The organism is Azospirillum sp. TSO5 (genome assembly GCF_003116065.1).
Taxonomy (GTDB): domain Bacteria; phylum Pseudomonadota; class Alphaproteobacteria; order Azospirillales; family Azospirillaceae; genus Azospirillum.
In genome coordinates, this window is sequence record NZ_LGQY01000050.1 from 13,372 (window position 1) to 36,429 (window position 23,058).

The window sequence follows — 23,058 nt, forward strand, 5'->3', positions numbered from 1 at the left end:
AATCAGTAGTTGGTGGCCCAGTCAGGCTCGCGGCGGGCGGGCTGCTCCACCCCGTCCGGCTCGGTCATCCAACGCGGGTCATTGATATCCATTGGCGCATCCAGCGGGGCGTAGAGCGGCAGCTGGCGGGCGAATTCCGCGCTGTCGGCATCGCGGCGCTGCTTCAGCAGGCGGTCGGCAAGGTGGGCGGGCAGCATGGCAGGTCTCCTTCTGAGCGCCGGATGGCACCGTGGATCAGCCTGACTAAGGCCGGTCCTGGCCCACCCGTCGTCCTGTTTGCCTGGATAATAACTACGCAAGTTCCAGGCCAGCTGTTAAGCGCGTCACACGAGTTCCATGACACACGACTAAGTCTCTACAAACGGTTTATACGAAGCCACTCGAACCCACATGAACCGGTATGACACGAGGGACACTGTCGTACACGCCGTGGCGGCCATCGCCCTTCGATCGGGCATCGCCGCCGTCCCGTGTGAGATGTGTTCCCTTCCGTGCCGTTCCAACCCATATTCGGGGCCAATCCTCTTCAAGGAATGCGTACCTCCCATGCACAGCGCCCCCGTACCCGATTCTTGCCCGACCTGCCTAAAACCTAATCATCTGTGCGTTTGCGAGGCAGTGCAGCCGATCAAGAACGGCGTGTTCCTGCTGATCCTGCAGCACCCGCAGGAGAAGCGGGAAAATCTGGGCACCGCCCAGATCGCCCATCTGCAGTTCGCCAATTCGATGGTGAAGGTCGGGCTGAGCTGGCCGGGGCTGAAGCGCATCCTGGGGCGGGAGGTCGATCCCAAGCGCTGGGGCGTGCTGTATCTCGGCCCGGTGAAGGACGGCGGCGCTCCCCGGCCGGAGGTGGCGGTGGTCGACAAGGACGGCCAGCCGCTCCGCGACAGCGCCGACATCCTGGACGATCTGGAAGGCGTCATCGTCCTGGACGGCACCTGGAGCCAGGCCAAGACCCTGTGGTGGCGCAATGCGTGGCTGCTGAAATGCCGCCGCATCGTGCTGAACCCGCAGTTCCGCTCGCTCTATGGGCAGGCGCGCAAGGAGCCGCGGCGCGACAGCGTCTCCACCCTGGAGGCCGGCGCCTTCCTGCTGTCGCGGCTGGAGGGTGACCAGACCATCATGGACACCGCGCTGAAGCCCTTCTCGCTGCTGCTGAAGAAGCTGCGCACCCGCCGCCCGCGTCCGACGCCGCCGTCTGCTGAGGGCGCCGGCCCGGCCGTTTCCGACGGCGAGGGGAGCGACGAGGCCTGAGGGTCTTATCCGCCGCTGCAACCAACCGGCGGCCGCACCGTTGTAACGGGTGAGAGGGCCGGCGCCGGCCGGCCGGATCGCCCGTTGCAACGACGGAAGGAGAGGCTTCGTGCGCGGTATTCTGCTGTGGCTGGTCGGCATTCCGATTCCCGTCATCCTCCTGCTCTATTTGTTCAACATTCTTTGACAGGGCTGCCGGGTTGACGGCGCTGCGGCGCCGGGTGCCAAATGCGGTTCCCCAGCCCTCCGTTTTCTTCCCTCCGCAATCGAACGAGAGAATGATGGCCAGCGATTTCGTGCCTTTCGGCCTGACGGTCTGCGGTCTCAGCGAGCTTTGCAATTTCGGCGGCGGCAGGGTCAGCCACGTCCTGTCCATCCTCGATCCCGAGATGACGGAGCCGAGCGAGTTCGGCGATTACGGCGAGCATGAGCGGCTGGAACTGCGCTTCCACGACATCATCGAACCGACCCGCGGCCAGATCGCACCGGAACGGTCGGATGTGGAACGCATCCTCGCCTTCGGCCGCGACCTGCTGGCCGAGCCGGTGGATTGCCGCCATCTGCTGGTCCACTGCCACGCCGGCGTGTCGCGGTCCACCGCTGCGCTGACCATGATCCTGGCCCAGGCGCGCCCCGACCTTCCGGCGGCCGACGCGGTGGGGACGGTGGTGGGCATCCGCGCCCAGACCTGGCCCAACCTGCGCATGATCGAGTTCGCCGACGACATCCTCGGCCGCAACGGTGATCTGGTCGCCGCCGTCCGCCAGCGTCACCGCACGCTGGGCAAACAGCGCCCGGAACTGGTCCAGTTCATGATCGACAATGGCCGCATCCGCGAGGTCGAGGATCTGATCGACTGAGAAGGGATGCGGTCCTTCGGAGTTTCACGTCTTTCGGCCGTCATCTCCGCCTTCGCGGGGATGACGGCGGATAATCGGCCCTAAAAACCCACCGTCCTCAATAGCCTGCCGACTGCTGGCCGCCGAAGACGCCCTTCGCCCAGGCGCCGATGCGGTGGCGCCACTGTTCGTGCCAGATATAGACGCTACCCTTGACCCAGTTCATCTGGATCGCGCGGCGCTGGCCTTCGAAGGGATAGTGGCCGTGCCAGGAGGTGTCGCTGCGGCGGAAGCACATCAGGGTGCCTTCCTCCGGCGGGACCTCGGCGGCGTAATCCTCCAGGTTCTGGGAGCGCAGGATGCGCAGGCGGCCGCCGGTCGCCTCCCAGGGCGGGTTCATGTAGATCAGCACGGTGATGACCTTGCTGGCCGAATCCGGATGGATCTTGCCGTCGGTCGGCCGGCACATGCCGCGCGCCGTGAACATGGTCGGATACTTCGACAGATCCAGACCGAACTTGTCGGAGAAGGCCTTGCAGACCTCCGGCCCCTTCAGTTCGGCGATCATCCGGTCGAAGCTCGGCCCCTGCGGGAAGACGCCCAGCGGGATCGAACCGGGCTTGTCGACCTTGGGATAGTCGCGGTGCAGCTCTTCAAGAAACTCCCGCTTCACGAAACCCGGAACGCACAGGAAATCATAGGGATCGTGCTGCAGGGGGGTGGCGCGGAACTTGTCCAGATCAAGCATGGACATGGCTATGGAACTCCCAAAGAGCGTGCCGACGATGGCTTTGCCCCCCAAAACCGGCGTCACTTAACCACGACGGAAGTTTTATGCAACAGGTTTGTCTGGGAAGCACAACTCTTGCCGTGCCCGCCATTCGGGGCCGACATAGTTGACGATGATCGATTTGCGCACGCCGTCGATCGGACGTTTCTCGAACCCATGCCAAGTATTGCTTCCGGGGATAAAGATCAGCCCCTCGTTGAAGGCGTAGGGCGCGCGGGCGACGACCGTCCGGCTCTCGTCCAGCACGTCGGTGCCCCAATGCGAGCAGTTCGACCCCTTCGAGAGATAGATCAGCATCGTGTATTTCTTGACGCCGATGTCGGTGTGCGGCTCCAGCCAGAAGCCGTCGGTGTCCTGGCAATATTCGATGCGCAGGCTGGTGCCGGTCAGGTCGACGTTGCAGGTCTTCTGGATGGCGTCCACGACCGGACGGCTCTGGAAGGCCTGGGCCACCGTCTCGCACACGGCATATTTGGCGCGGTTTTCCTCACCGAAATAGGTGCGCGACGCATTGTTGGTGTCGCGCTTGCCATAGGTGTCGGACACCGGAGGCGGACCCCAGGGCAGATCGGCGATGGCGTCGGCGGACTCTGCCGGCAATGCCTCGGTCAGCAGCCAGTGGTTGTACGGCTGGTCGAACAGCCGGCTGTTTTCCAGGCAACGCAGGAAGGAGGCGGAAACGGCGTCGGGGGTGGTCATGGCGGCGAGATTCCGGATGGAAGGACGGCCCCGGACCGTGTTTTTCGAAACGGCCGGTTCGCCAGCGCTTATGACATGGCCCACGGCGGAACTCTGCCCCCAAACCGGTCTTACCAGCGGGGTGCGCGCATTGGTCGCGCCGCACCCCGCCGGCTTGTCGTTACAGACCGAATCGCTTGCGGTGGGCGGACAGGCGGCGGCGCACCTCGTCGGCCACCACCTCCGTCTCGTTCAGCGGCGGATAGCTCCACTGGTCCAGCGACCCGTCGAAGGGCCGCGTGATGCCGTCCTGATACAGCCCGTCATGGAAGGCGCGGAACTTGGGCGATCCGCCCTCCAGCTCGATCACATAGACCGGCTTGCCGGTGGAGCAGGCCTCCGACGTCATCGACACGCTGTCGCAGGTCACCACCACCGCATCCGCCAAACCGAGATAGGCGAAGTAAGGATTCTCGCCGGTGCCGTCCCACACCTCCGCCGGCAGGCCGGACAGGCGGGCGCGCAGGATCGCCTCGTTGTCGGCGCCGGTGCGGCGCGACGGGGTGACCATCAGCCCGGCGCCGTGGGTGCGCGTCAGGTTGGCCAGCCTCTCGGCCACGTCGCCCATGATGGTGGGCGTCAGGCGGTAGACGCCGTTGTCGCCGCCGATCAGCACGGCGATGCGCGGGTGCGGCAGGTGGGCCAGCTTTGGGGCGAATCGCTCTGCCGCGTCGGCCAGGATGGCGGGAGTCACCCGGTGCAGGGCGCCGCGGGTCACCAGCACATTGTCGCCGCGCAGCTTGTCGTGGCGCGGCACGACGACGAGGTCGAAATGCCGCGGGTTCATCACCGGATCCTGGATCTGGACGGTGAAGGTCCGGCCGCCCGACTGGCGGCGCACCGCCAGCGAGACGGCGATGGACTGCCGCCCGGTGCCGATCAGGATGTCGGGCCAGGGCGGCTCCACCGGATCGCCCTTGGGACCGGCGGCGAACCGGTTGCCGACGCGCAGGTAGGGGGTCAGCTGGCGCCAGGGCGTGCGCAGGTGCACGCGCTTGACGACCGGCGTCAGGCCAAGCGACTCCGCCAAGCCGATGCACTGGTTTTCCATGCCGGCCTTGCCGTCCGACACGACCCAGCAGGTAAGGGGCCAGCAGGTCAAAGGTTGCATGAGAACTCGGATCGTTGTGGCTGCGAAGGGGATTGCGGCGAAAAGACCGTTATCCGGGTTGCTCGCCCTTGCGGGGGTTTCCGTCTTGGCGTAGACACCATGCCCGTGTAATATCCTTTCTCCAAATCACCCCCGGAGCGACCGAGTAAACCATGCGGCGGGTCAAACTCGACCGAATTGACCGTCGGATTCTGCGCGATCTGCAGAACGACGGCCGGATGACCAATGTGGAGCTTGCCCGACGTGCCGGCATCTCCGCTCCGCCCTGCCTGCGCCGCGTCCGCGCGCTGGAGGAGGCGGGATTCATCCGTGGCTACCACGCCGACGTCAACCCCGATGCACTCGGGTTCGGCGTCACGGTGTTCGCCCAGGTCGGCCTCAGCAGCCAGGCCGAAGCGGACCTAAAGAAATTCGAGGAGCTCGTCAACAGCTGGCCGCTGGTGCGTGAGTGCAACATGCTGGCCGGCGAATATGATTTCATCCTGAAGATCGTGGCGGAGGACTGGGACGACTACCAGCGCTTCCTGACGACCAAGCTGACGGCGGCCCCCAACGTCGCCCATGTGAAGTCGGCGCTGTCGATCCGCACCAGCAAGCATACCCCCGGCGTTCCCATCGACGTCGATTCGCCCGACATCCCGGAAGGGACCGAGGACGACGAGGACGAGGATTTCGTCGAGGACGAGGCCGAGACGCCCGCCCGCGCCACCCGGCGCTGAGCGGGGTCAGGGGCTCGCCTTACAAGGAAGATGCTATAGGGAAGATGCGGCGAGCGCCTGGAGCAGGCCCGCCGCGGCTCCCCCCAGCACCACCCAGTGGATCGCCATGTTGCGGCGGGTCAGCGCATAGAGCGCGGCCAGCATGATCGCCCAGGTCCAGATCATGTGCCCGGCCGTCCGGCCGTCCGGCAGCAGCACAGCCACCCCCAGATAGACGCCCAGGTTCAGGATCACCCCCACCACCGCCGCGGCGATGGCGGCCAGCGCCCCCGTGGCCAGACGGTTGTGGATCAGCCGCTCCACATAGGGCGCGCCGGCGAAGATGAACAGGAAGCAGGGCAGGAAGGTGACGTAGGTCGTCAGCGCCGCCCCCAGCGCTCCCGCCAGCGCCGGCGACAGCGCGCCCGGCCGGTTCCAGCCGGCGAAGAAGCCGACATATTGCGTCACCAGGATCAGCGGTCCCGGAGTCGTCTCGGCCAATGCCAAGCCGTCGACCATCTCGCGCGGGCTCAGCCAGCCATAGGCATCTACCGCCTGCCCGGCGATGTAGGGCAGCACGGCATAGGCGCCGCCGAAGGTGACGAGGGCAGCCTTGGTGAACAGCGCCGCGACGCCGCGCCAGGGGTCGCTCCCGAAGGCCAGCAGGATTGCCCCGACCGGAACCAGCCACAGCAGGACGAACAGGCCCGCAAGGGCCGCCAGCCGGCCGCGGCCCGGCGCCGCCTCCGCCGGGTCGGCATCGCTATCGGTCAGCGGATGCGGGTGGGCGAACCAGTGGCGGCCGGCATGCGCGGCCACGCCGCCGATCATGGCTGCGGTGCCGATCACCAGCGGGAAGGGCAGGTGCAGCGCGAACAGCGCCAGGAAGGCGGCGCCGGCCATGGCGACGGCTGCCGGCCCCTTCAGCGTGCGGCGGCCCATCCGCCAGACCGCGGCGGCGATGATCGCCACCACCGCCGGTTTGATGCCGTCGAACAGCGCAGCGACCGGTCCGGCGTCGCCATGGGCGGCGGCGATCCAGGACAGGGCGAGCAAGACCAGCGCTCCCGGCAGCACGAACAGCCCGCCCGCCACCAATCCGCCGCGCACGCCATACATCCGCCAGCCGATGTAGGTGGCGAGCTGCTGGGCCTCCGGGCCCGGCAGCAGCATGCAGAAGTTCAGCGCGTGCAGAAAGCGGGTCTGGTCGATCCAGCGGCCGCGGTCGACCAGCTCGCTCTGCATCATTGCGATCTGCCCGGCCGGCCCGCCGAAGCTGGTCAGCCCAAGCCGCAGCCAATAGAGGCAGAAGGCGCCGAAGGGCGGGGTGGGGGAGCGGGATTCGGATTCGGTCATGGCCCCGCACCCTAGCGCAAACGTCGCCGCAAGGCAGCCGCCGACACCTAATCCCGGCGATGGAGACAATTGCGGGCCGCCCATGGTCTTCCGCATCGCAGAGGATTAATATTGCAACCGCGAGCGCCGCCGTCGTGGCCGGCGCCGGACGTCGGGGACGTTGCAGAATGAAGGCTTCCGCCCGCGGTCGCGCGGCTGTGTTGGGCGCGGCGCTGTGTGCCGGTGTCGGGGTGATGATTCTCGGGCAATTGGCGCTGGCGAGGCCGGCGCAGGCCGCCGTCGGCGTGCATGCCGAGGAGATCGTGCGCTTTCCCTCCGCCGACGGGGATCTGACCGGCGGGGCGCCGACGATGCTGAGCGGCCGGCTGCTGCGCCCGGCGGGCAACGGCCCGCATCCGGCGGTGGTCATGCTGCATGGCTGCGGCGGTCTCTATGCCCGCAACGGCCGGGTGTCGCCGCGTCATGTCTGGTGGGCCACCCACCTGCAGCGACAGGGCTTCGAGGTGCTGATGGTCGACAGCTTCGGCCCGCGCGATGTGGAGGAGGTCTGCACCACCGCGCTGAAGGACCGCACCGTCCGCGCCACAATGGAGCGCAAGCGCGACGCCTGGGGGGCGCTGGCCTTCCTGCGCAAGCGGCCGGACGTCGATCATGAGCGCATCGGCCTGATCGGCTGGTCGCAGGGCGCCAGCACCGTGCTGGCCGCCTATGGCGCCGGCGAGGATCGACCGGCCGGGACGGAGGCGGGCGGCTTCCGTGCCGCCGTGGCCTTCTACCCCGGCTGCAAGGCGCCGTTGAGCAACGAGGACTGGCAGCCCGACGGTCCGCTTCTGCTGCTGGCCGGCGGCAAAGACGATTGGACGCCGCCGCAGGCCTGCATTGATCTGGCCGGCCGCGACGGGGTCAAGGACAAGGTCGATCTGGTGGTCTACCCCGACGCCTATCACGGCTTCGATGCGCCGGACGCCCCGGTGCGCAAGCGCCAGGATCTTGCCACCGTCCCCGGCGGCACCGCCCATGTCGGCACCAACGAAGACGCCCGCTCGGATGCGATCCAGCGGGTGATGGAGTTTTTCAAAGAGAAGCTTGGGGAGTGATGTACGCCTGATGTCCCCTCTCCCTCGCGGGGAGAGGGGAAACCATCATCAACGGAACTCGACCGAAACGATCTCGTACAGCTTGGAGCCGCCGGGGGTGGAGACCTCCACGCTGTCGCCGACGGCCTTGTTGATCAGGGCGCGGGCCAGCGGCGCCTGGATCGACAGAAGGCGGTTCTTGATGTCGCTCTCGTCCTGGCCGACGATCTGATAGGTCGTCTCCTCGTCCGTGTCCTGGTCGGCCAGGGTCACGGTCGCACCGAACTTCACGGTGTTGCCGGTCAGCTTGGCCGGGTCGATGACCTCCGCCCGGCTGATCTTGTCCTCAAGCTCCAGCACGCGGCCTTCAATGAAGCTCTGACGTTCGCGCGCCGCGTGATACTCGGCGTTTTCCGAAAGGTCGCCATGTTCGCGGGCTTCCGCGATGGCTTTGATGACCGCCGGGCGTTCGGTGATCTTAAGGTGCTTCAATTCCTCCTGGAGGCGGTTGAAGCCCGCCGCTGTCATCGGAACTTTTTCCATGTTCGGTCCATCACCGCTTGCAGTCGTTCGACCTGTCCAAAGCGACATCAAGGACGAAGACGGCGCGGAGGAGGTCCGCCGCGCCGTCGTCCGTCCTTAATACGATCCGCTAAGGTACGACTGCAACGGGGCGACTTCAAGGCTGCCGTTCCGGAGTGCGGCAATCGCTTCCACTGCCGCGCGTGCTCCCGCTACGGTGGTGTAATACGGAATGTTGTAGGTCAGCGCGGTGCGACGCAGGCTGAAGCTGTCGGCCAGCGCCTGGGCGCCTTCCGTGGTGTTGATGACAAGATGCACGTCGCCGTTGATCATGGCGTCGACGATGTGCGGCTGGCCTTCCACCACCTTGTTGATGGTCTCCGCCGGCACGCCGGCATCGCTCAGCACCTTGGCGGTGCCGGAGGTGGCGAGGATGCGGAAGCCCATCTCGTGCAGCTTCTTGGAGATCACCGCCAGCGCCGGCTTGTCGTGGTCCTTGACCGAGACGAAGACGCTGCCCTTGACCGGCAGGGTGACGCCGGCGCCGAGCTGCGCCTTGGCGAAGGCCAGCGCGAAGTTGTGGTCGAGGCCCATGACCTCGCCCGTCGACTTCATCTCCGGACCCAGCACGATGTCGACGCCGGGGAAGCGGGCGAAGGGGAAGACCGCTTCCTTGACCGCGGTGTGCGGCGGGGTCGGGCCGTTCAGGGTGAAGGAGGACAGCTTCTCCCCCGCCATGACGCGGGCCGCGATCTTGGCGATGGCGGTGCCGGTGGCCTTGGCGACGAAGGGCACCGTGCGGCTGGCGCGCGGGTTGACCTCCAGGATGTAGACGGTGCCGTCCTTGACCGCGAACTGCACGTTCATCAGACCGACCACCTTCAGCGCATGGGCGAGCGCGTCCGACTGGCGGTTGATCTCGGCGATGATGTCGGCCGGCAGCGTGTAGGGCGGCAGGGCGCAGGCGCTGTCGCCGGAATGGATGCCGGCCTCCTCGATGTGCTCCATCACGCCGGCGACATAGACGTCGGTGCCGTCGCAGACGACGTCGACGTCGACCTCGATGGCGTCCTGCAGGTAGCTGTCGATCAGCACCGGGTTCTTGCCCGACACCTGCACGGCGGTGCCCATGTAGCGCTGGAGACCGGCCATGTCGTGGACGATCTCCATCGCCCGGCCGCCCAGCACGTAGGACGGACGGATGACGACCGGGAAGCCGATGCGGGTGGCGACCGCCTCGGCCTCTTCCAGCGAGCGGGCGAGGCCGTTGGCCGGCTGCTTCAGGTTCAGCTCATGCAGCAGCTTCTGGAAGCGCTCGCGGTCCTCGGCCAGATCGATGGCGTCGGGCGAGGTGCCCAGGATCGGGATGCCGGCGGCCTCCAGCGCGGCGGCGAGCTTCAGCGGGGTCTGGCCGCCGAACTGCACGATGCAGCCCAGGACGTTGCCCTTGCGCTGCTCGACCCGCACCAGCTCCACCACGTCCTCGGCCGTCAGCGGCTCGAAATACAGGCGGTCGGCGGTGTCGTAGTCGGTGGAGACGGTCTCCGGGTTGCAGTTGACCATGATGGTCTCGATGCCGGCCTCCTGCAGGGCGTAGACGGCATGGACGCAGCAATAGTCGAACTCGATGCCCTGGCCGATGCGGTTCGGACCGCCGCCGAGGATGACGACCTTCTTCGCTTCGGTCGGCTCGGACTCGCACTCCGCCTCGCCGGTCCCATCGGTCTCGTAGGTCGAGTACATGTAGGGGGTGGCGGACGCGAATTCGGCGGCGCAGGTGTCGATGCGCTTGTAGACCGGGGTGACGCCGGCCATGCGCCGCGCCGCGGCGACCGCCGCCTCGCTGGTCTTGGCCAGTTCGGCCAGGCGGGCGTCGGAGAAGCCCATCTGCTTCAGCTTCAGCCAGCCGGCCTTGTCGGTCGGCAGGCCGCCGTCGCGGATCGCCGCCTCACGGTCGGTGATCTCCTTGATCTGTTCAAGGAACCACGGGTCGTACTTGGAGACGGCCTGCACCTCGTCCACCGAGAAGCCGTGGCGGAAGGCCTGGGCGATGACCAGCAGGCGGTCGGGCGTCGGGGTGGCCAGCGCGCCGCGGATGGCGGTGCGGTCCGGGTTCTCCTCCCCGCCGATCTTCAGCTCGTTGAAGCCGGTCAGGCCGGTCTCCATCGAGCGCAGCGCCTTCTGCACCGACTCCTGGAAGGTGCGGCCGATCGACATCGCCTCGCCCACCGACTTCATCGAGGTGGTCAGCAGCGGCTCCGACCCCTTGAACTTCTCGAAGGTGAAGCGCGGCATCTTGGTGACGACGTAGTCGATCGTCGGCTCGAAGCTCGCGGGCGTGGTGCCGGTGATGTCGTTGGTCAGCTCGTCCAGGCGGTAGCCGACGGCCAGCTTGGCGGCGATCTTGGCGATCGGGAAGCCGGTGGCCTTCGACGCCAGCGCCGAGGAGCGCGACACGCGCGGGTTCATCTCGATCACGATAAGGCGGCCGTTGGCCGGGTTGACCGCGAACTGGACGTTCGAGCCGCCGGTGTCCACCCCGATCTCGCGCAGCACCGCGATCGAGGCGTTGCGCATGATCTGGTATTCCTTGTCCGTCAGCGTCAGCGCCGGGGCGACCGTGATCGAGTCGCCGGTGTGGACGCCCATCGGATCGATGTTCTCGATGGAGCAGACGATGATGCAGTTGTCGGCGCCGTCGCGCACGACCTCCATCTCATACTCCTTCCAGCCCAGCACCGACTCCTCGATCAGCACCTCGCCGACCGGGCTGGCGCGCAGGCCGCCGCGCACGATGTCCTCGAACTCCGCCCGGTTGTAGGCGATGCCGCCGCCGGTGCCGGCCAGCGTGAAGCTGGGACGGATGATGGCGGGCAGGCCCACCAGTTCCAGCGCCTCCATGCCCTCGTCCAGCGTGCGGACCATGCGCGACTTGGGGGATTCCAGGCCGAGCTTGTCCATGGCGTCGCGGAACAGGATGCGGTCCTCGGCCTTGGCGATGACGTCGCGCTTGGCGCCGATCATCTCCACGCCGAGCCGCTCCAGCGTGCCGTCGTCGGACAGCGCCATCGCCGTGTTCAGCGCGGTCTGGCCGCCCATGGTCGGCAGCAGGGCGTCGGGACGCTCCTTCTCCAGGATCTTGGCGACGACGGCCGGGGTGATCGGCTCGATGTAGGTGGCGTCGGCCAGACCGGGGTCGGTCATGATGGTGGCCGGGTTGGAGTTGACGAGGATGACCCGGTAGCCTTCCTCGCGCAGCGCCTTGCACGCCTGAACGCCGGAATAGTCGAACTCGCAAGCCTGTCCGATGACGATCGGACCCGCGCCGATGATGCAGATGGATTTGATGTCGGTGCGTTTGGGCATGGGTCCGCTTCTCTGAAGTGTGGTCAGCCGAAAACCCCCCGGCGCCGGAGGACCGGAGACGGAGAGCGGGGATGGGCATGTCGTGCAAGGCCCCCTTATAGGGGGTTCCGGGCCGGGGGGGAAGGGGTGGCATGGATGCCACCCTCGCATGACTGAATCTCGGGCAGGACAGTTCCGGCCCATGCGGCCCTTGAACCGATGGGGAAAGGGACGCATCAATTCCCATTCTCCCGTTTCGCATACCCTTTGGAGATACGCCCCGATGAGCCACGCATTCGCCAAGGACAGCCGCGCCTGCGCCGCCTGCGTCTCGTGGGGTGGGGAGCGCGCGCTGTCGGAGGACAACACGCTGGTGTACGTGGCCCGCCACGGGGTGGAGGGCGAATGCCGCACCGCCAGCAGCCAGGACTACCGCCGCATCACCAAGGGCTATCACACCTGCACCGCCTGGGCGCCGCTGCCGATGCTGAAGAAGCATGGCGGGCGGATCGGCCACACGCCGGCGGGACAGGCGCACACGCTGGTCACCGCCGCGGCCTCGCGGCCGGTGCCCCAACCCGTTTCGCAGGCGTCTTCCCAGTTGGTGCCGCCCGCCGCCGCCTTCGCCGCGGCCCCGGTCGTCACCCCGGTGATCGACGCACCGCCGCCGCCCTGCCGGGCCGACGTCATCGATGTGGAGCAGACGCCGCAGGTCCGCATCCTCTACACCCACTGGGTGAGGCTGAAGCGCAAGCGCCGCATGCCGCTGGCGACCGAGATCGACACCGCCCAGGTGCGGGAGAGCGTGCCGCGCATCGCCCTGATGGAGCCGACCGCCGACGGCAGCGACTTCGTCTACAAATCCTGCGGCCGCGCCCTGCAACGCCGGCTGGCCGAACGGCCGACGACGCGGCGGGTGAGCGACTGCCATCCGGAACAGGCGGCGCAGCGCTGGCTGTCCGACCTGCGCGCCTGCCTGGAAAGCGGCGAACCGCGCTGCCTGCTGGTGCGTGACGACCCGATGCTGCCGGGGGCGAAGTTCGTCGAACTGCTGCTGCCGCTGGCCGATGTCGAAGGCGGACCGGCGACGCGCGTGCTGGCCTACCGCCATGTGCCGGGTGGCTGAGGGGGCGGCGATGGGCGAGGAGAAGGATGGGGCGAAAGAGGGGCGGAAGGGAGAAGGACCAGGGCCGGAGATCGTCGGTGTCTGGCCGGCGGCGGTGTGGATCATCGTCGGTGCCGGGCATTACCTGAACGACCCCGACCATTTTGCCGGCTGGAAGGGAGCCTTGTACTTCGTGTTCGGCACCGGGATGGTGGCGCTGGTTGGCGGCATCGCCAGCCTGTCGGCCCGCCGCACCGTCGCCGGCATCCAGGAACGCCTGCTGAAGGAGGTCCGCCACCGCCGCGACCTGACCACCTGGGCCATCGCGCTGGGACTGCGCGGGCTGGTGGGTTTGGGCGAGGCGGTGCTGGTGACGCTGCTGGCGCTGTCGGTGGTGGCGATGCTGGGGTAGGTGCTGGCTTCGAATGCCCCCTCCCTAACCCTCCCCCCACGTTCCGTGGGAGAGGGAACTCCGCTTCTCTGCGACTGACTCCCTCTCCCGCCTCTGGCGGGGGAGGGTTGGGGAGGGGGCATTCGCCAGCCGACACGTTTCCCGTGAAACGCAAACAGCCCCGCTCCTTCCGGAGACGGGGCTGTTGCAGCAACCTAAGCTTTACTTCTGGCTGGTCTTCATGCTCCAGCCCGGCTCGACGCCATGCATGTCGGGCAGGCGGTGGGCGATGCCCTTGTGGCAGTCGATGCAGGTGTTCTCGCCGGTGAACAGGTAGGTCTCGTGCATCTTCGCGGCGCGCGGGTTCTGCTTGGTGATGTCCATCGAATCGGCGCTGTGGCAGTTGCGGCACTCCAGCGAGTTGTTCGCCTTCAACCGCGCCCATTCGTGCTCAGCCAGTTCGCGGCGCTTGTCCAGGAACTTCTCGCGCGTGTCGATGGTGCCGAAAATCTTGCCCCAGACCTCCTTCGACGCCTGCATCTTGCGGGCGATCTTGTCGGTCCACTGGTGTGGGACGTGGCAGTCCGGGCAGCTGGCGCGCACGCCCGAGCGGTTGGTGAAGTGGATGGTCTGCTTCAGCTCCTCATAGGGATTGTCACGCATCTCGTGGCAGCTGATGCAGAAGGCTTCCTTATTGGTGGCCTCCAGGGCGGTATTGAAGCCGCCCCAGAAGACGACGCCGGCGATGAAGCCGCCCAACGTCAGAAAGCCCAGGCTGAAATGGACGCTGGGACGGGCGAACAGCCGCCACAGGCACAGCACTGCGTCGCGGATTTTCATTTCTGGCCGCCTTGGGCATGGCCCAGGACCGAGTCGAAGTCTTGGAAGCTGTTGGGGACGATCGGCTGGGCGTCGGTCTGCGGCACATGGCACTGGGTGCAGAAGTAGCGGCGAGCCGCCACCGTGCCCAGCGTCTGGCCGTCACGGTCCTGGAAATGCGTGACCGACAGCATCGGCGCCTGCGAGCCCGCCGTGTTGCGGCGGTCGTGACAGGTCAGGCACTTGTTGATGTTCAGGTCGATCTGATAGTCGCGGATGGCGTGCGGGATCAGCGGCGGCTGGTCGGCGTAGTTGCGCACGCGCTTCTGGTCGTCGGTGATCTCGCGGTGGGTCGCCTCGGCCGGCACGTCCAGCGTGATCGGGTGGTTGGTGGAGGGGACCTTGATCCCCCCCACGGTGCCGGTGCCGCTGGAAACCGCGGGCTTGTCGGCGGCCACGCCGCTGGTGGCGACGCCGATGGTCAGGGCCGGGATGCCGGCCAGCAGGGCCAGCGCGGCAATCAGGAAACGGGTCTTCATGATGCCGGCACTCCTCAGGCGTTCACGACGGGCGTGATCTTGACCGCGCATTTCTTGTAGTCGGTCTGCTTGCTGATGGGATCGGTGGCGTCGAGCGTCACCTTGTTGATGAGGACCGTCTGGTCGAAGAAGGGAACGAAGACCAGGCCGCGCGGCGGCTTGTTGCGTCCGCGCGTCTCGACCCGCACCCGCACCTCGCCACGGCGGGAGGTGACGCGCACCTCCTGGCCGCGCCGGACGTTCAGCTCCTTGGCGTCGTCGGGGTGCATGAAGACCACGGCATTCGGGAAGGCCTTGCGCAGTTCGGGAACCCGCATGGTCATCGATCCGCTGTGCCAGTGCTCGATCACGCGGCCGGTGCTGAGCCAGAACGGATAGTCGGCATCGGGCGCCTCGGCCGGCGGCTCGTAGGGCAGGGCGAAGACGTTGGCCTTGCCGTCCTTGTTGCCGTAGAAGCGCATGCCCTCGCCCGCCTTCACATACGGGTCGGAGCCCTCACGATAGCGCCACTTGGTCTCCTTGCCGTCCACCACCGGCCAGCGCAGGCCGCGTTCCTGGTGGTACTGGTCGAAGGGAGCCAGATCGTGGCCATGGCCGCGGCCAAAGGCGGCATATTCCTCGAACAGGCCCTTCTGGACGTAGAAGCCGGCTTCCTTGGCCTCAAAGTTGTTGTAGTTCGAGTCGAGGTCGGACAGCGGGAAACGGTCGACCTGACCGTTGCGGAACAGCACGTCGTAGAGGGTCTTGCCGCGCAGCTCCGGCTTCTTGTTCAGCAGCTCTTCCGGCCAGACCTCTTCCACGGTGAAGCGCTTGGAGAACTGCATGATCTGCCACAGGTCGGAGCGTGCGCCGTCCGGCGCGTCGACCAGCTGGCGCCACAGCTGGGTGCGGCGCTCGGCGTTGCCGTAACCGCCCTCCTTCTCCACCCACATGGCGGTGGGCAGGATCAGGTCGGCGGCCAGCGCCGTGACGGTCGGGTAGGGATCGGAGACGACGATGAAGTTCTCCGGGTTGCGGTAGCCGGGGAAGGTCTCCTTCGCCGTGTTCGGGGCCGTCTGCATGTTGTTGTTGCACATGACCCAGTAGGCGTTGAGCTTGCCGTCCTTGAGCATGCGGTCCTGCTGGACGGCGTGATAGCCGACCTTGTCGGGGATAGTCCCCTCCGGCAGCTTCCAGATCTCCTCGGCGTGGCGGCGGTGCTCGGGGTTGGTCACCACCATGTCGGCGGGCAGCCGGTGGGAGAAGGTGCCGACCTCGCGCGCGGTGCCGCAGGCCGACGGCTGGCCGGTCAGCGAGAAGGGACCGTTGCCGGGCTGCGAGATTTTGCCGGTCAGCAGGTGGATGTTGTAGCAGAGGTTGTTGGCCCAGACGCCGCGGACATGCTGGTTGAAGCCCATGGTCCAGAAGGACACGACCTTCACCTTCGGGTCGGCGTACAGCTCGGCCAGCGCCTCCAGCCGGTTCTTCGGCACGCCCGACAGCTCGTGCGCCTTGTCCAGCGTGTAGGGTTCGACGAACTTGGCGAACTCCTCGAAGCTGATCGGGTCGGAGTCGTTGGCCTTGTCGGCGTTCTTCGCCTTCTTCTCCAAGGGGTTGTCGGGACGCAGGCCATAGCCGATGTCGTCACGGCCGCGCTTGAAGTTGCAGTGCTTCTCGACGAATTCCTTGTTCACCCGGCCGGTCTTGATGATGTGGTTGGCGATGTAGTTCAGGATCGCCAGATCGGACCCGGGGGTGAAGACCAGGCCGATGTCGGCGAGGTCGAAGCTGCGGTGCTCGTAGGTCGACAGGACGGCAACCTTGCAGCCGGGGTGGCTGAGGCGGCGGTCGGTGACGCGCGTCCAAAGGATGGGGTGCATCTCCGCCATGTTGGAGCCCCACAGCACGAAGGCGTCGGCCTGCTCCATGTCGTCGTAGCAGCCCATCGGCTCGTCCATGCCGAAGGTGCGCATGAAGCCGGCCACCGCCGACGCCATGCAGTGGCGGGCGTTCGGGTCCAGGTTGTTGGAGCGCAGGCCGGCCTTCATCAGCTTGGACGCGGCATAGCCCTCATAGATGGTCCACTGGCCGGAGCCGAACATGCCGACGGCGGTCGGACCCTTCTTCTTCAGGGTCTCCTTCCACTTCTGCGCCATGATGTCGAAGGCGGCGTCCCACGTGATCGGCTCGAACTCGCCATCCTTGTCGAACTTGCCGTCCTTCATGCGCAGCAGCGGCTGGTTCAGCCGGTCCTCGCCATACATGATCTTCGACAGGAAATAGCCCTTCACGCAGTTCAGGCCGCGGTTCACCTCGGCCTTCACGTCGCCGTGGGTGGCGACCACGCGGCCGTCCTTGACGCCGACCATCACGCTGCAGCCGGTGCCGCAGAAGCGGCAGGGGGCCTTGGACCAGTTCAGCTTGGCGCCTTCACCGGTCAGGATGTTGGCGGCGGATGCGGGCAGCGAGATTCCGGCCGCCGCGGCGGCGGCAGCGGCGGCTTGCGCCTTCAGGTATTCGCGGCGGGACAGGAACATGGCAAGGAGACTCCAGTCTTGGAGGAAATTCGGTCGGAAGAGCGGATGCGGCGCGCCCGGATGGCGGTGCCGTCAGGCGGCGTCGATCGCGTCCGCGGGTTCATAGTGGTGGTAGACCATGGTGGTGCTGTGCACGCCGGGGACGGCGTTCAGCACGGCGATGCGGTCGACGACCTCGGCCGCGCTGGCGGTGACCAGGGTCACCACCGCCTTGCCGTTCTCCGCCGCGCACCACTCCAGCCCGGCGACGGAGGCCGCCGCCTCGCGCACCGCATCGGTGCGGTCGGGGCTGTGCTGGATGACGAGGCTGGAGATGTGGACTTCGGGGGCGCGGGGCATGTCGGGGACTCAGTGGGTGAGGAGCTGGTACATCCAGATCGAGAAGCCGTAGGCGGAGACGGTGCCGACGGCGATCACCGGCCAGACCAGGAATGCCAGCGACAGGAACATCAGCCCTTCGGCCCGGCGGGTCGGGGCCGGCGCGGAGTCGGTCGCCTTCCGGTCGGACGGATGGGACAGGACGGGGGAGGGGATGGGCCTCATGGCGGCACTCTCGGGCAGAGCGGGAATGGATCGGGCGGAAACGGGTGGAGCCGGTCGCGGCAACCAGTCCTTTTGGTTGGTCCTTAGGTACCGGTTTTCGGCCCTGAGTATCGGTACTTTCCGGTGGACTGGAATTGATACAGGTCAAGCGGAGCCGTACACGCCCTGTGACGGAATGGCGCCTTGCGCCGCGCGGGCGCTCCGGCCCCGGCTGCGCTAGACTGGCGCCGTGGGCATGAACCGGAAGCTCCGGTTTGCGATAGGATGGACCATGGATTTGCTGCGCTCCTACTGGTCGTCGGCCGAACTGGTGACCAACGGGTTGATTCTCCTTCATCTTTTAGGGGCTTTGGCGGTCGGGCTGCTGCTGGGGTACGAGCGCAGCTATCACGGCCGGGCGGCTGGGATGCGGACCTATGGGCTGGTCTGCCTGGCGTCAGCCGCGCTGACGGTGGTCAACGCCTACCCGTCGATGTGGTATGGCGGCATCGGGACGCAGGGGGCGGCGCAGGGGGTGGCGCTGGCCGGGGATCCGACGCGGGTGATCCAGGGCATCGTCACCGGCATCGGCTTCCTCGGCGCCGGGGTCATCATGCGCGAAGGGCTGTCGATCCGCGGCCTGTCCACCGCCGCGTCGATCTGGGCGACCTCGGCCATCGGCGTCATCATCGGGCTCGGCTTCTATGCGGCGGCCATCGCCGGAGCGGTGCTGTCCATCCTGGTGATGAGCCTGCTGCGGCCGATCGAGCGGCTGCTGCCCCACCAGTCGGTGGTCCATCTGACGCTGGTTTTCCCCCGCGACAAGGCGCCGCCGCCGGAGGCGTTGCGGGCGCAGGCCAAGGCGCACGGGTTCGAGGTGATCGACTGGGCCTTTCACCTCGCCAGCGGCAGCGGCCAGTTCGAATGCCAGCTGGTGCTGCAGGGAAAGGGCGATCCCGATCCGATGGCGCTGGTCGGCGCCCTCGCCTCGACCGACGCCGTCGTGGAGTTCAGGCTGTCCCCCTCGCGCATCTGAGCCGGACTAAAAAAGGCACGGAAATTCAGGAAGACAAAATGCATACCAGCTTAATCTTTTCCTAAAACTTTAGCTTTATCGATGCCTTACGATGACGACGGACTTGAACAACGGCCGTGAGGACGGAAGCGGGAAGGGCTGGGTGCCGGCCCGGCGGACCGCCGGCGGCACACGCGACGAGGCTCCCGCGGCTTCGATGTCCGTTCGTCTTCGCCGGATCGCAAGGCTGTTCGTCCTGCTCTGGGCGGCCCTGCCGTGGTTCGCCGGTGCGGCGCATGCGGCGGCAGCGGCCGTGGAGCCAGTGCTGCTTGGCCCCGCCACCACCAGCGCGACTCTGGCCGGCCATTTCGCCCGGCTGGTCGATCCCGACCGCAAGCTGGACTTCGCCGAGGTTCTGAAAGCCGATGCCGACGGCGGGATGGAGCCGCGGGAGGATTTCCGCGGTGCCGGCCAGACCCGTGATATCCATTGGTACCGCTTCGACCTGATGCGGGCACCCGGCGCCCCGGCGGACTGGCTGCTGGAGATGGGCGAAGCCTATATCGACCACCTCGACCTGTTCATTCCAAAGGCCATGGGGCCAAAGGCGACGGCAGCAGCAGGACGGCCGCAGGAGCCCGCCGCCTACCGGCTGGTCCGGCTGGGCGATTTCGTTCCCTTCAGCCAGCGGCCGATGAAGACCCGGCTGCACGCCCTGCCGCTGACCCTGCCGGAAGGAAAGCCGGTCTCGCTCTATCTGCGCGTCGATTCGGTCAGCGCCATCCGCCTGTCGGCGCGGGTGTGGACGCCCGCCGCCTATATCGGCCATCAGACAACCGATCTGCTGTTCCAGGGGCTGTTCCTGGGGGTGCTGGGCATTCTGGTCCTGGGCTATGTCGCGCTGGGCCTGCTTCTGCGCGACGGGGCGCTGCTGGCCTACACCGGCTATGTCGCCACCGTCTTCTGTTACTACCTGTTCGCCAACGGCATCGCCGCCACCCTGCTGCCGGACCTGCCGGGCTGGTTCATGAACATGATGGTGGGCAGCAGCGGTTTCCTGGGCTTCGCCGCGGCGCTGATCATGTGGGTGTACATCCTCGATCTGCGGACCCGCGCACCCTGGCTGCGCCGCTGTTACCAGGGGCTGGCGCTGCTGGCCCTGCTGATGCTGCCGTCGACGGTCTCTCCGCTCTATACCCTGACCAACCCGATCGTGACGGTGTCGGCGCTGATCGTGGTGGTGGTCGCGCTGGTGCTGACCGCGCGGATGGCCTGGCTGAACCGCGACGACCCGACCCCGCGCTTCTATCTTGCCAGCACTCTGGTGTCGCTGACCGGATTGACCATGGCGCAACTGATCCTGCGGGGCATCCTGCCTGCCGACTTCTTCATTGCCGATCCCTACCAAGTCGCTTCGATGCTGGCGGTGCTGGTGCTGGGCACCGGTCTGGCCCTGCGCATCGGCCGTCTGCAGACGGAGCGGCTGCGCGCCCGCGAGGAGTCGGCCTTCGCCAACAAGCGGGCGGAGGAGCAGCGCAGCTTCGTCGCCATGCTGTCGCACGAATTCCGCACCCCGCTGGCCTCCATCGACAGCGCCGCGCAGATGATCGAACTGTCGGGCGCGGTGGAGGCGCCGTCGGCGCTGACCCGGCTGCAGCGCATCCGCAACACCACCCGCAAGATGGCGGATCTGGTGGAACTGTTCCTGTCCGCCGACGCGCTGGACCAGGGGGCGCTGGCCCTGAAGCCGGAGCCGGTGGTGCTGGGCCAGCTGTTGGAGGAGGTTCGGGCCGGACTGACGGGGACGGAGGCGGAAGAGCGTCTGGAGTTGTCGGTGGAGGCACCCGACCGCGCGCTTCTGGCCGACGCGCCGTTCCTGGGGGTGGCGATCGGCAATCTGGTACAGAATGCGCTGCGCTACTCGCCTCCGGACACGCCGGTCCGGGTGAGCGCCGGCGATGATGGGGGCGGCATCGTCATCCGCGTCGCCGACCAGGGCCGCGGCATGAGCTCCGACGAGGTGGAGCGCATCGGCTCGATCTATTTCCGCGCCTCGTCCTCGCGCGGGACCAAGGGGTCGGGGCTGGGGCTCTACATGACGCAGAAGATCGTCGCCGCCCATGGCGGAACCTTGACGGTGGAGAGCATGCGCGACCAGGGCTCGGTCTTCACCATCAGGCTGCCCGATGACGGCGGAAAGCTGACGGCCGTCGACAGGCTCGCCGCGCAATAGCGGCGGCGGCTCAGTAGAGCGACTTCGAAATCCGTTCCGCCAGCGAGCGGTCATAGGCGTCGCCGCCTTCGCGCCCGGCACTGGCCTCCGCCAGCAAGGCCCCCACCGAGGGCAGGCTGCTCCGCGCCATCTGCGCTGCCGGATCCCAAAGGCGGGAACGCAGCAGGGCGCGGGCGCACTGGAAGAACACCGTCTCGATGGTGACCACCAGCACCGACTTCGGCGCCTTGCCGTCGACGGCGAAGCTGTCGCAGAGCACCGGATCGGCGTCGATCACGGCGCGGCCGTTGACTCGCAACGTCTCGTTCAGGCCCGGCACCAGGAACAGCAGCCCGACCCGCGGATCGGCCAGGATGTTGCGCAGGCTGTCGATGCGGTTGTTGCCGCGGCGGTCGGGGATCAGCAGCGTGCGGTCGTCGGCAACCCGGACGAAGCCCGGCCCGTCGCCGCGCGGCGAGGCGTCAAGCCCGCCCGGCCCGCTGGTGGCGAGGACGAAGAAGGGCGATGCCTCGATCAGCGCGCGATAGCCGGGGGTCAGCGCCGGCACCTCCTTGGCGATGGAAGGGCCGGCCGGCTCGCCATAGAGAGCCTCCAGCGCGGCGAGGTCGGTGATGAGGCTGCTCATTTCGACTCCAGCAGGAAATAGACGAAGTCGATCGACGGCGCGTCCAGCCCGAACTGGCTCAGCAGCGTGTGCGCCTGCCCACGGTGGTGGGTTTGGTGATTGAAGATATGGGTGACGATCTGAGCGAAGGGCAGCTCATAGGGCGTGCCGGCCATGCTGCGGTAGGAGAGGACCGACTCGAACCGCTCGGCCGGAGTCGCGGCGACCACGCGCAGGATGCGCTCGTCCTCCGCCTCGCGGGCGGCGCGCAGGCCGGCGAAGTCGTCGTAAAGGATTTCGTCGAGCGACGACGGCTTCGGCCCGCTGCCCTCGATCCGCTCCAGCCACACCCGGTCGGCGACCAGGATGTGGTTCAGCGTGCCGCGGAGCGAGCCGAAGAAGGCGCCGCGATCCTCGCGAAACTGGGCGTCGGACAGCTGGGCCGCCACCTCGTACAGGCGGCGGTTGGCCCAGCGGTTGTAGCGGGCGAGGGTCTCGAATTGGGGCTTGGGGTCCATGAGAAGCCTCTTACGGGGGAGAGAGGATCAAACCCCCGCGCGCTTGGCCGACAGGCCGGCGTGGGACAGTAGAACCTCGCGCTTGCCCTGGTGGTTGGCGGGGCCGACCACACGCTCGGTCTCCATCCGCTCGACCAGACGGGCGGCGCGGTTGTAGCCGATCTGCAGCTGGCGCTGGATGAAGCTGACCGACACCTTCCCCTCGCGCACCACGAGGTTGACGGCCTGCATGTAGAGGTCGTCGCCGGTCGCGGCCGAACCGCCCTCCTCGTCCTCCACCGCGGCGGTTTCCTCTTCCTCCTCGGTGATGGCGGTGACGTAGTTGGGGGCGCCCTGGGCCTTGACGTACTGGACGATCTCCTCGACCTCCGAATCGGAGACGAAGGGGCCGTGGACACGGGTGATGCGGCCGCCGCCCTGCATGTACAGCATGTCGCCCTGGCCCAGCAGCTGCTCCGCCCCGGCTTCGCCCAGGATGGTGCGGCTGTCGATCTTGCTGGTGACCTGGAAGCTGATGCGGGTCGGGAAGTTGGCCTTGATGGTGCCGGTGATGACGTCGACCGACGGACGCTGAGTCGCCATGATCAGGTGGATGCCGGCGGCGCGCGCCATCTGGGCGAGGCGCTGGATCGCCGCCTCGATTTCCTTGCCGGCGACCAGCATCAGGTCGGCCATCTCGTCGACGATCACGACGATGTAGGGCAGCGGCGTCGGTTCCGACGGCGTCAGGTCGAAGACGTTCTCCGGCTCGCCCGGCGCCGGGGTGCGGCGGGGCATCTTCTCGCCATTGGCGATCATCTCCGTCATGCGGGCGTTGTAGCCCTCAATGTTGCGCACGCCGAGCTTGGACATCGCCTCGTAGCGGCTTTCCATCTCGCGCACGGCCCAGCGCAATGCCACCACCGCCTTCTTGGGGTCGGTGACGACGGGGGTCAGCAGGTGCGGGATGCCGTCATAGACCGACAGCTCCAGCATCTTGGGATCGACCATGATGAAGCGGCAGCGCTCCGGCGGCAGCCGGTAGAGCAGCGACAGGATCATGGTGTTGATCGCCACCGACTTGCCCG

23 protein-coding genes are annotated in these 23,058 nt (G+C 67.2%); 8 read left to right on the forward strand and 15 right to left on the reverse strand.

Going from position 1 to position 23,058, the window contains the following annotated elements; genetic code table 11:
* Positions 1-2 precede the first annotated feature (2 nt).
* Positions 3-197: a hypothetical protein gene (locus tag TSO5_RS14695; protein ID WP_109152267.1), complete on the reverse strand. Its 195-nt coding sequence runs from the start codon at positions 195-197 to the stop codon at positions 3-5.
* A gap of 421 nt (positions 198-618) precedes the next feature.
* Between TSO5_RS14695 and TSO5_RS14700 the strand changes: the two genes are divergently transcribed.
* Together TSO5_RS14700 and TSO5_RS14705 are read left to right on the forward strand one after the other, a co-directional pair.
* On the forward strand, positions 619-1,254 hold the full coding sequence (locus tag TSO5_RS14700) for a tRNA-uridine aminocarboxypropyltransferase (protein ID WP_247870764.1): 636 nt from the start codon (positions 619-621) through the stop codon (positions 1,252-1,254).
* 278 nt (positions 1,255-1,532) lie between these two features.
* Positions 1,533-2,114, forward strand: a complete 582-nt coding sequence (locus tag TSO5_RS14705; RefSeq protein WP_247870765.1) for a protein-tyrosine-phosphatase — start codon at positions 1,533-1,535, stop codon at positions 2,112-2,114.
* A gap of 97 nt (positions 2,115-2,211) precedes the next feature.
* Here TSO5_RS14705 and TSO5_RS14710 read toward each other — a convergent pair whose 3' ends face one another.
* The 3 genes from TSO5_RS14710 to TSO5_RS14720 form a co-directional block, all read right to left on the reverse strand.
* Positions 2,212-2,847: a 2OG-Fe(II) oxygenase gene (locus TSO5_RS14710; protein WP_109152268.1), complete on the reverse strand. Its 636-nt coding sequence runs from the start codon at positions 2,845-2,847 to the stop codon at positions 2,212-2,214.
* 78 nt (positions 2,848-2,925) lie between these two features.
* Positions 2,926-3,582, reverse strand: a complete 657-nt coding sequence (locus tag TSO5_RS14715) for a 2OG-Fe(II) oxygenase (RefSeq protein ID WP_109152269.1) — start codon at positions 3,580-3,582, stop codon at positions 2,926-2,928.
* Positions 3,583-3,742: 160 nt separating this feature from the next.
* Positions 3,743-4,732, reverse strand: coding sequence for a mitochondrial fission ELM1 family protein (locus tag TSO5_RS14720; RefSeq protein ID WP_109152270.1), 990 nt, complete (start codon positions 4,730-4,732; stop codon positions 3,743-3,745).
* A gap of 152 nt (positions 4,733-4,884) precedes the next feature.
* Here TSO5_RS14720 and TSO5_RS14725 point away from each other — a divergent pair, with 152 nt between their 5' ends.
* Positions 4,885-5,451 carry an Lrp/AsnC family transcriptional regulator gene (locus TSO5_RS14725; protein ID WP_085090385.1) on the forward strand — a complete coding sequence of 189 codons (567 nt, stop codon included), beginning with the start codon at positions 4,885-4,887 and terminating at the stop codon, positions 5,449-5,451.
* A gap of 33 nt (positions 5,452-5,484) precedes the next feature.
* Here the strand turns inward: TSO5_RS14725 and chrA are convergent, their stop codons facing one another.
* A complete protein-coding gene (gene chrA, locus TSO5_RS14730) occupies positions 5,485-6,786 on the reverse strand; it encodes a chromate efflux transporter (protein ID WP_109152271.1) in 1,302 nt (433 codons plus the stop codon).
* Between the two features lie 167 nt (positions 6,787-6,953).
* Between chrA and TSO5_RS14735 the strand changes: the two genes are divergently transcribed.
* Entirely contained in the window at positions 6,954-7,883 is a 930-nt protein-coding gene (locus TSO5_RS14735) for a dienelactone hydrolase family protein (RefSeq protein WP_247870766.1), read from the forward strand.
* A 48-nt stretch (positions 7,884-7,931) separates the two neighbouring features.
* On the opposite strand, the gene greA is transcribed toward TSO5_RS14735, so the two are convergent.
* Positions 7,932-8,405, reverse strand: a complete 474-nt coding sequence (greA, locus tag TSO5_RS14740) for a transcription elongation factor GreA (RefSeq protein ID WP_085090382.1) — start codon at positions 8,403-8,405, stop codon at positions 7,932-7,934.
* A 96-nt stretch (positions 8,406-8,501) separates the two neighbouring features.
* Positions 8,502-11,750: a carbamoyl-phosphate synthase large subunit gene (gene carB, locus TSO5_RS14745; RefSeq protein WP_109152273.1), complete on the reverse strand. Its 3,249-nt coding sequence runs from the start codon at positions 11,748-11,750 to the stop codon at positions 8,502-8,504.
* Positions 11,751-12,012: 262 nt separating this feature from the next.
* Here carB and TSO5_RS14750 point away from each other — a divergent pair, with 262 nt between their 5' ends.
* Complete coding sequence (locus TSO5_RS14750) at positions 12,013-12,855, forward strand: hypothetical protein (RefSeq protein ID WP_109152274.1); 843 nt, start codon at positions 12,013-12,015, stop codon at positions 12,853-12,855.
* Positions 12,839-13,246, forward strand: coding sequence for a hypothetical protein (locus tag TSO5_RS14755; protein ID WP_146203736.1), 408 nt, complete (start codon positions 12,839-12,841; stop codon positions 13,244-13,246). The genes TSO5_RS14750 and TSO5_RS14755 overlap by 17 nt, the downstream gene beginning before the upstream one ends.
* Before the next feature lie 201 nt (positions 13,247-13,447).
* Here TSO5_RS14755 and TSO5_RS14760 read toward each other — a convergent pair whose 3' ends face one another.
* The 5 genes from TSO5_RS14760 to TSO5_RS14780 all read right to left on the reverse strand — a co-directional run bounded on the left by TSO5_RS14760 (position 13,448) and on the right by TSO5_RS14780 (position 17,642).
* Complete coding sequence (locus TSO5_RS14760) at positions 13,448-14,065, reverse strand: cytochrome c3 family protein (protein WP_109152276.1); 618 nt, start codon at positions 14,063-14,065, stop codon at positions 13,448-13,450.
* The gene (locus tag TSO5_RS14765; RefSeq protein WP_169055123.1) at positions 14,062-14,583 is read right to left on the reverse strand and encodes a nitrate reductase cytochrome c-type subunit; all 522 of its coding nucleotides are present in this window, start codon (positions 14,581-14,583) and stop codon (positions 14,062-14,064) included. The genes TSO5_RS14760 and TSO5_RS14765 overlap by 4 nt, the downstream gene beginning before the upstream one ends.
* A 14-nt stretch (positions 14,584-14,597) precedes the next feature.
* Complete coding sequence (gene napA, locus TSO5_RS14770) at positions 14,598-17,099, reverse strand: nitrate reductase catalytic subunit NapA (RefSeq protein WP_109152277.1); 2,502 nt, start codon at positions 17,097-17,099, stop codon at positions 14,598-14,600.
* A 72-nt stretch (positions 17,100-17,171) separates the two neighbouring features.
* Complete coding sequence (locus tag TSO5_RS14775; protein ID WP_109075228.1) at positions 17,172-17,438, reverse strand: chaperone NapD; 267 nt, start codon at positions 17,436-17,438, stop codon at positions 17,172-17,174.
* Between the two features lie 9 nt (positions 17,439-17,447).
* Positions 17,448-17,642 carry a periplasmic nitrate reductase, NapE protein gene (locus tag TSO5_RS14780; RefSeq protein WP_109075229.1) on the reverse strand — a complete coding sequence of 65 codons (195 nt, stop codon included), beginning with the start codon at positions 17,640-17,642 and terminating at the stop codon, positions 17,448-17,450.
* A 271-nt stretch (positions 17,643-17,913) separates the two neighbouring features.
* On the opposite strand from TSO5_RS14780, the gene TSO5_RS14785 reads away from it, so the two are divergent.
* Entirely contained in the window at positions 17,914-18,657 is a 744-nt protein-coding gene (locus TSO5_RS14785) for an MgtC/SapB family protein (RefSeq protein ID WP_109152278.1), read from the forward strand.
* A gap of 91 nt (positions 18,658-18,748) precedes the next feature.
* Positions 18,749-20,869 carry a sensor histidine kinase gene (locus tag TSO5_RS14790; protein WP_109152279.1) on the forward strand — a complete coding sequence of 707 codons (2,121 nt, stop codon included), beginning with the start codon at positions 18,749-18,751 and terminating at the stop codon, positions 20,867-20,869.
* 10 nt (positions 20,870-20,879) lie between these two features.
* On the opposite strand, the gene TSO5_RS14795 is transcribed toward TSO5_RS14790, so the two are convergent.
* The 3 genes from TSO5_RS14795 to TSO5_RS14805 form a co-directional block, all read right to left on the reverse strand.
* On the reverse strand, positions 20,880-21,494 hold the full coding sequence (locus tag TSO5_RS14795) for a pyridoxamine 5'-phosphate oxidase family protein (RefSeq protein ID WP_109152280.1): 615 nt from the start codon (positions 21,492-21,494) through the stop codon (positions 20,880-20,882).
* Positions 21,491-21,991 carry a DinB family protein gene (locus TSO5_RS14800; protein ID WP_109152281.1) on the reverse strand — a complete coding sequence of 167 codons (501 nt, stop codon included), beginning with the start codon at positions 21,989-21,991 and terminating at the stop codon, positions 21,491-21,493. The genes TSO5_RS14795 and TSO5_RS14800 overlap by 4 nt, the downstream gene beginning before the upstream one ends.
* A gap of 27 nt (positions 21,992-22,018) precedes the next feature.
* Positions 22,019-23,058 (reverse strand): FtsK/SpoIIIE domain-containing protein (locus TSO5_RS14805; protein WP_282183514.1); only part of this gene is annotated, 1,040 nt, incomplete at its 5' end.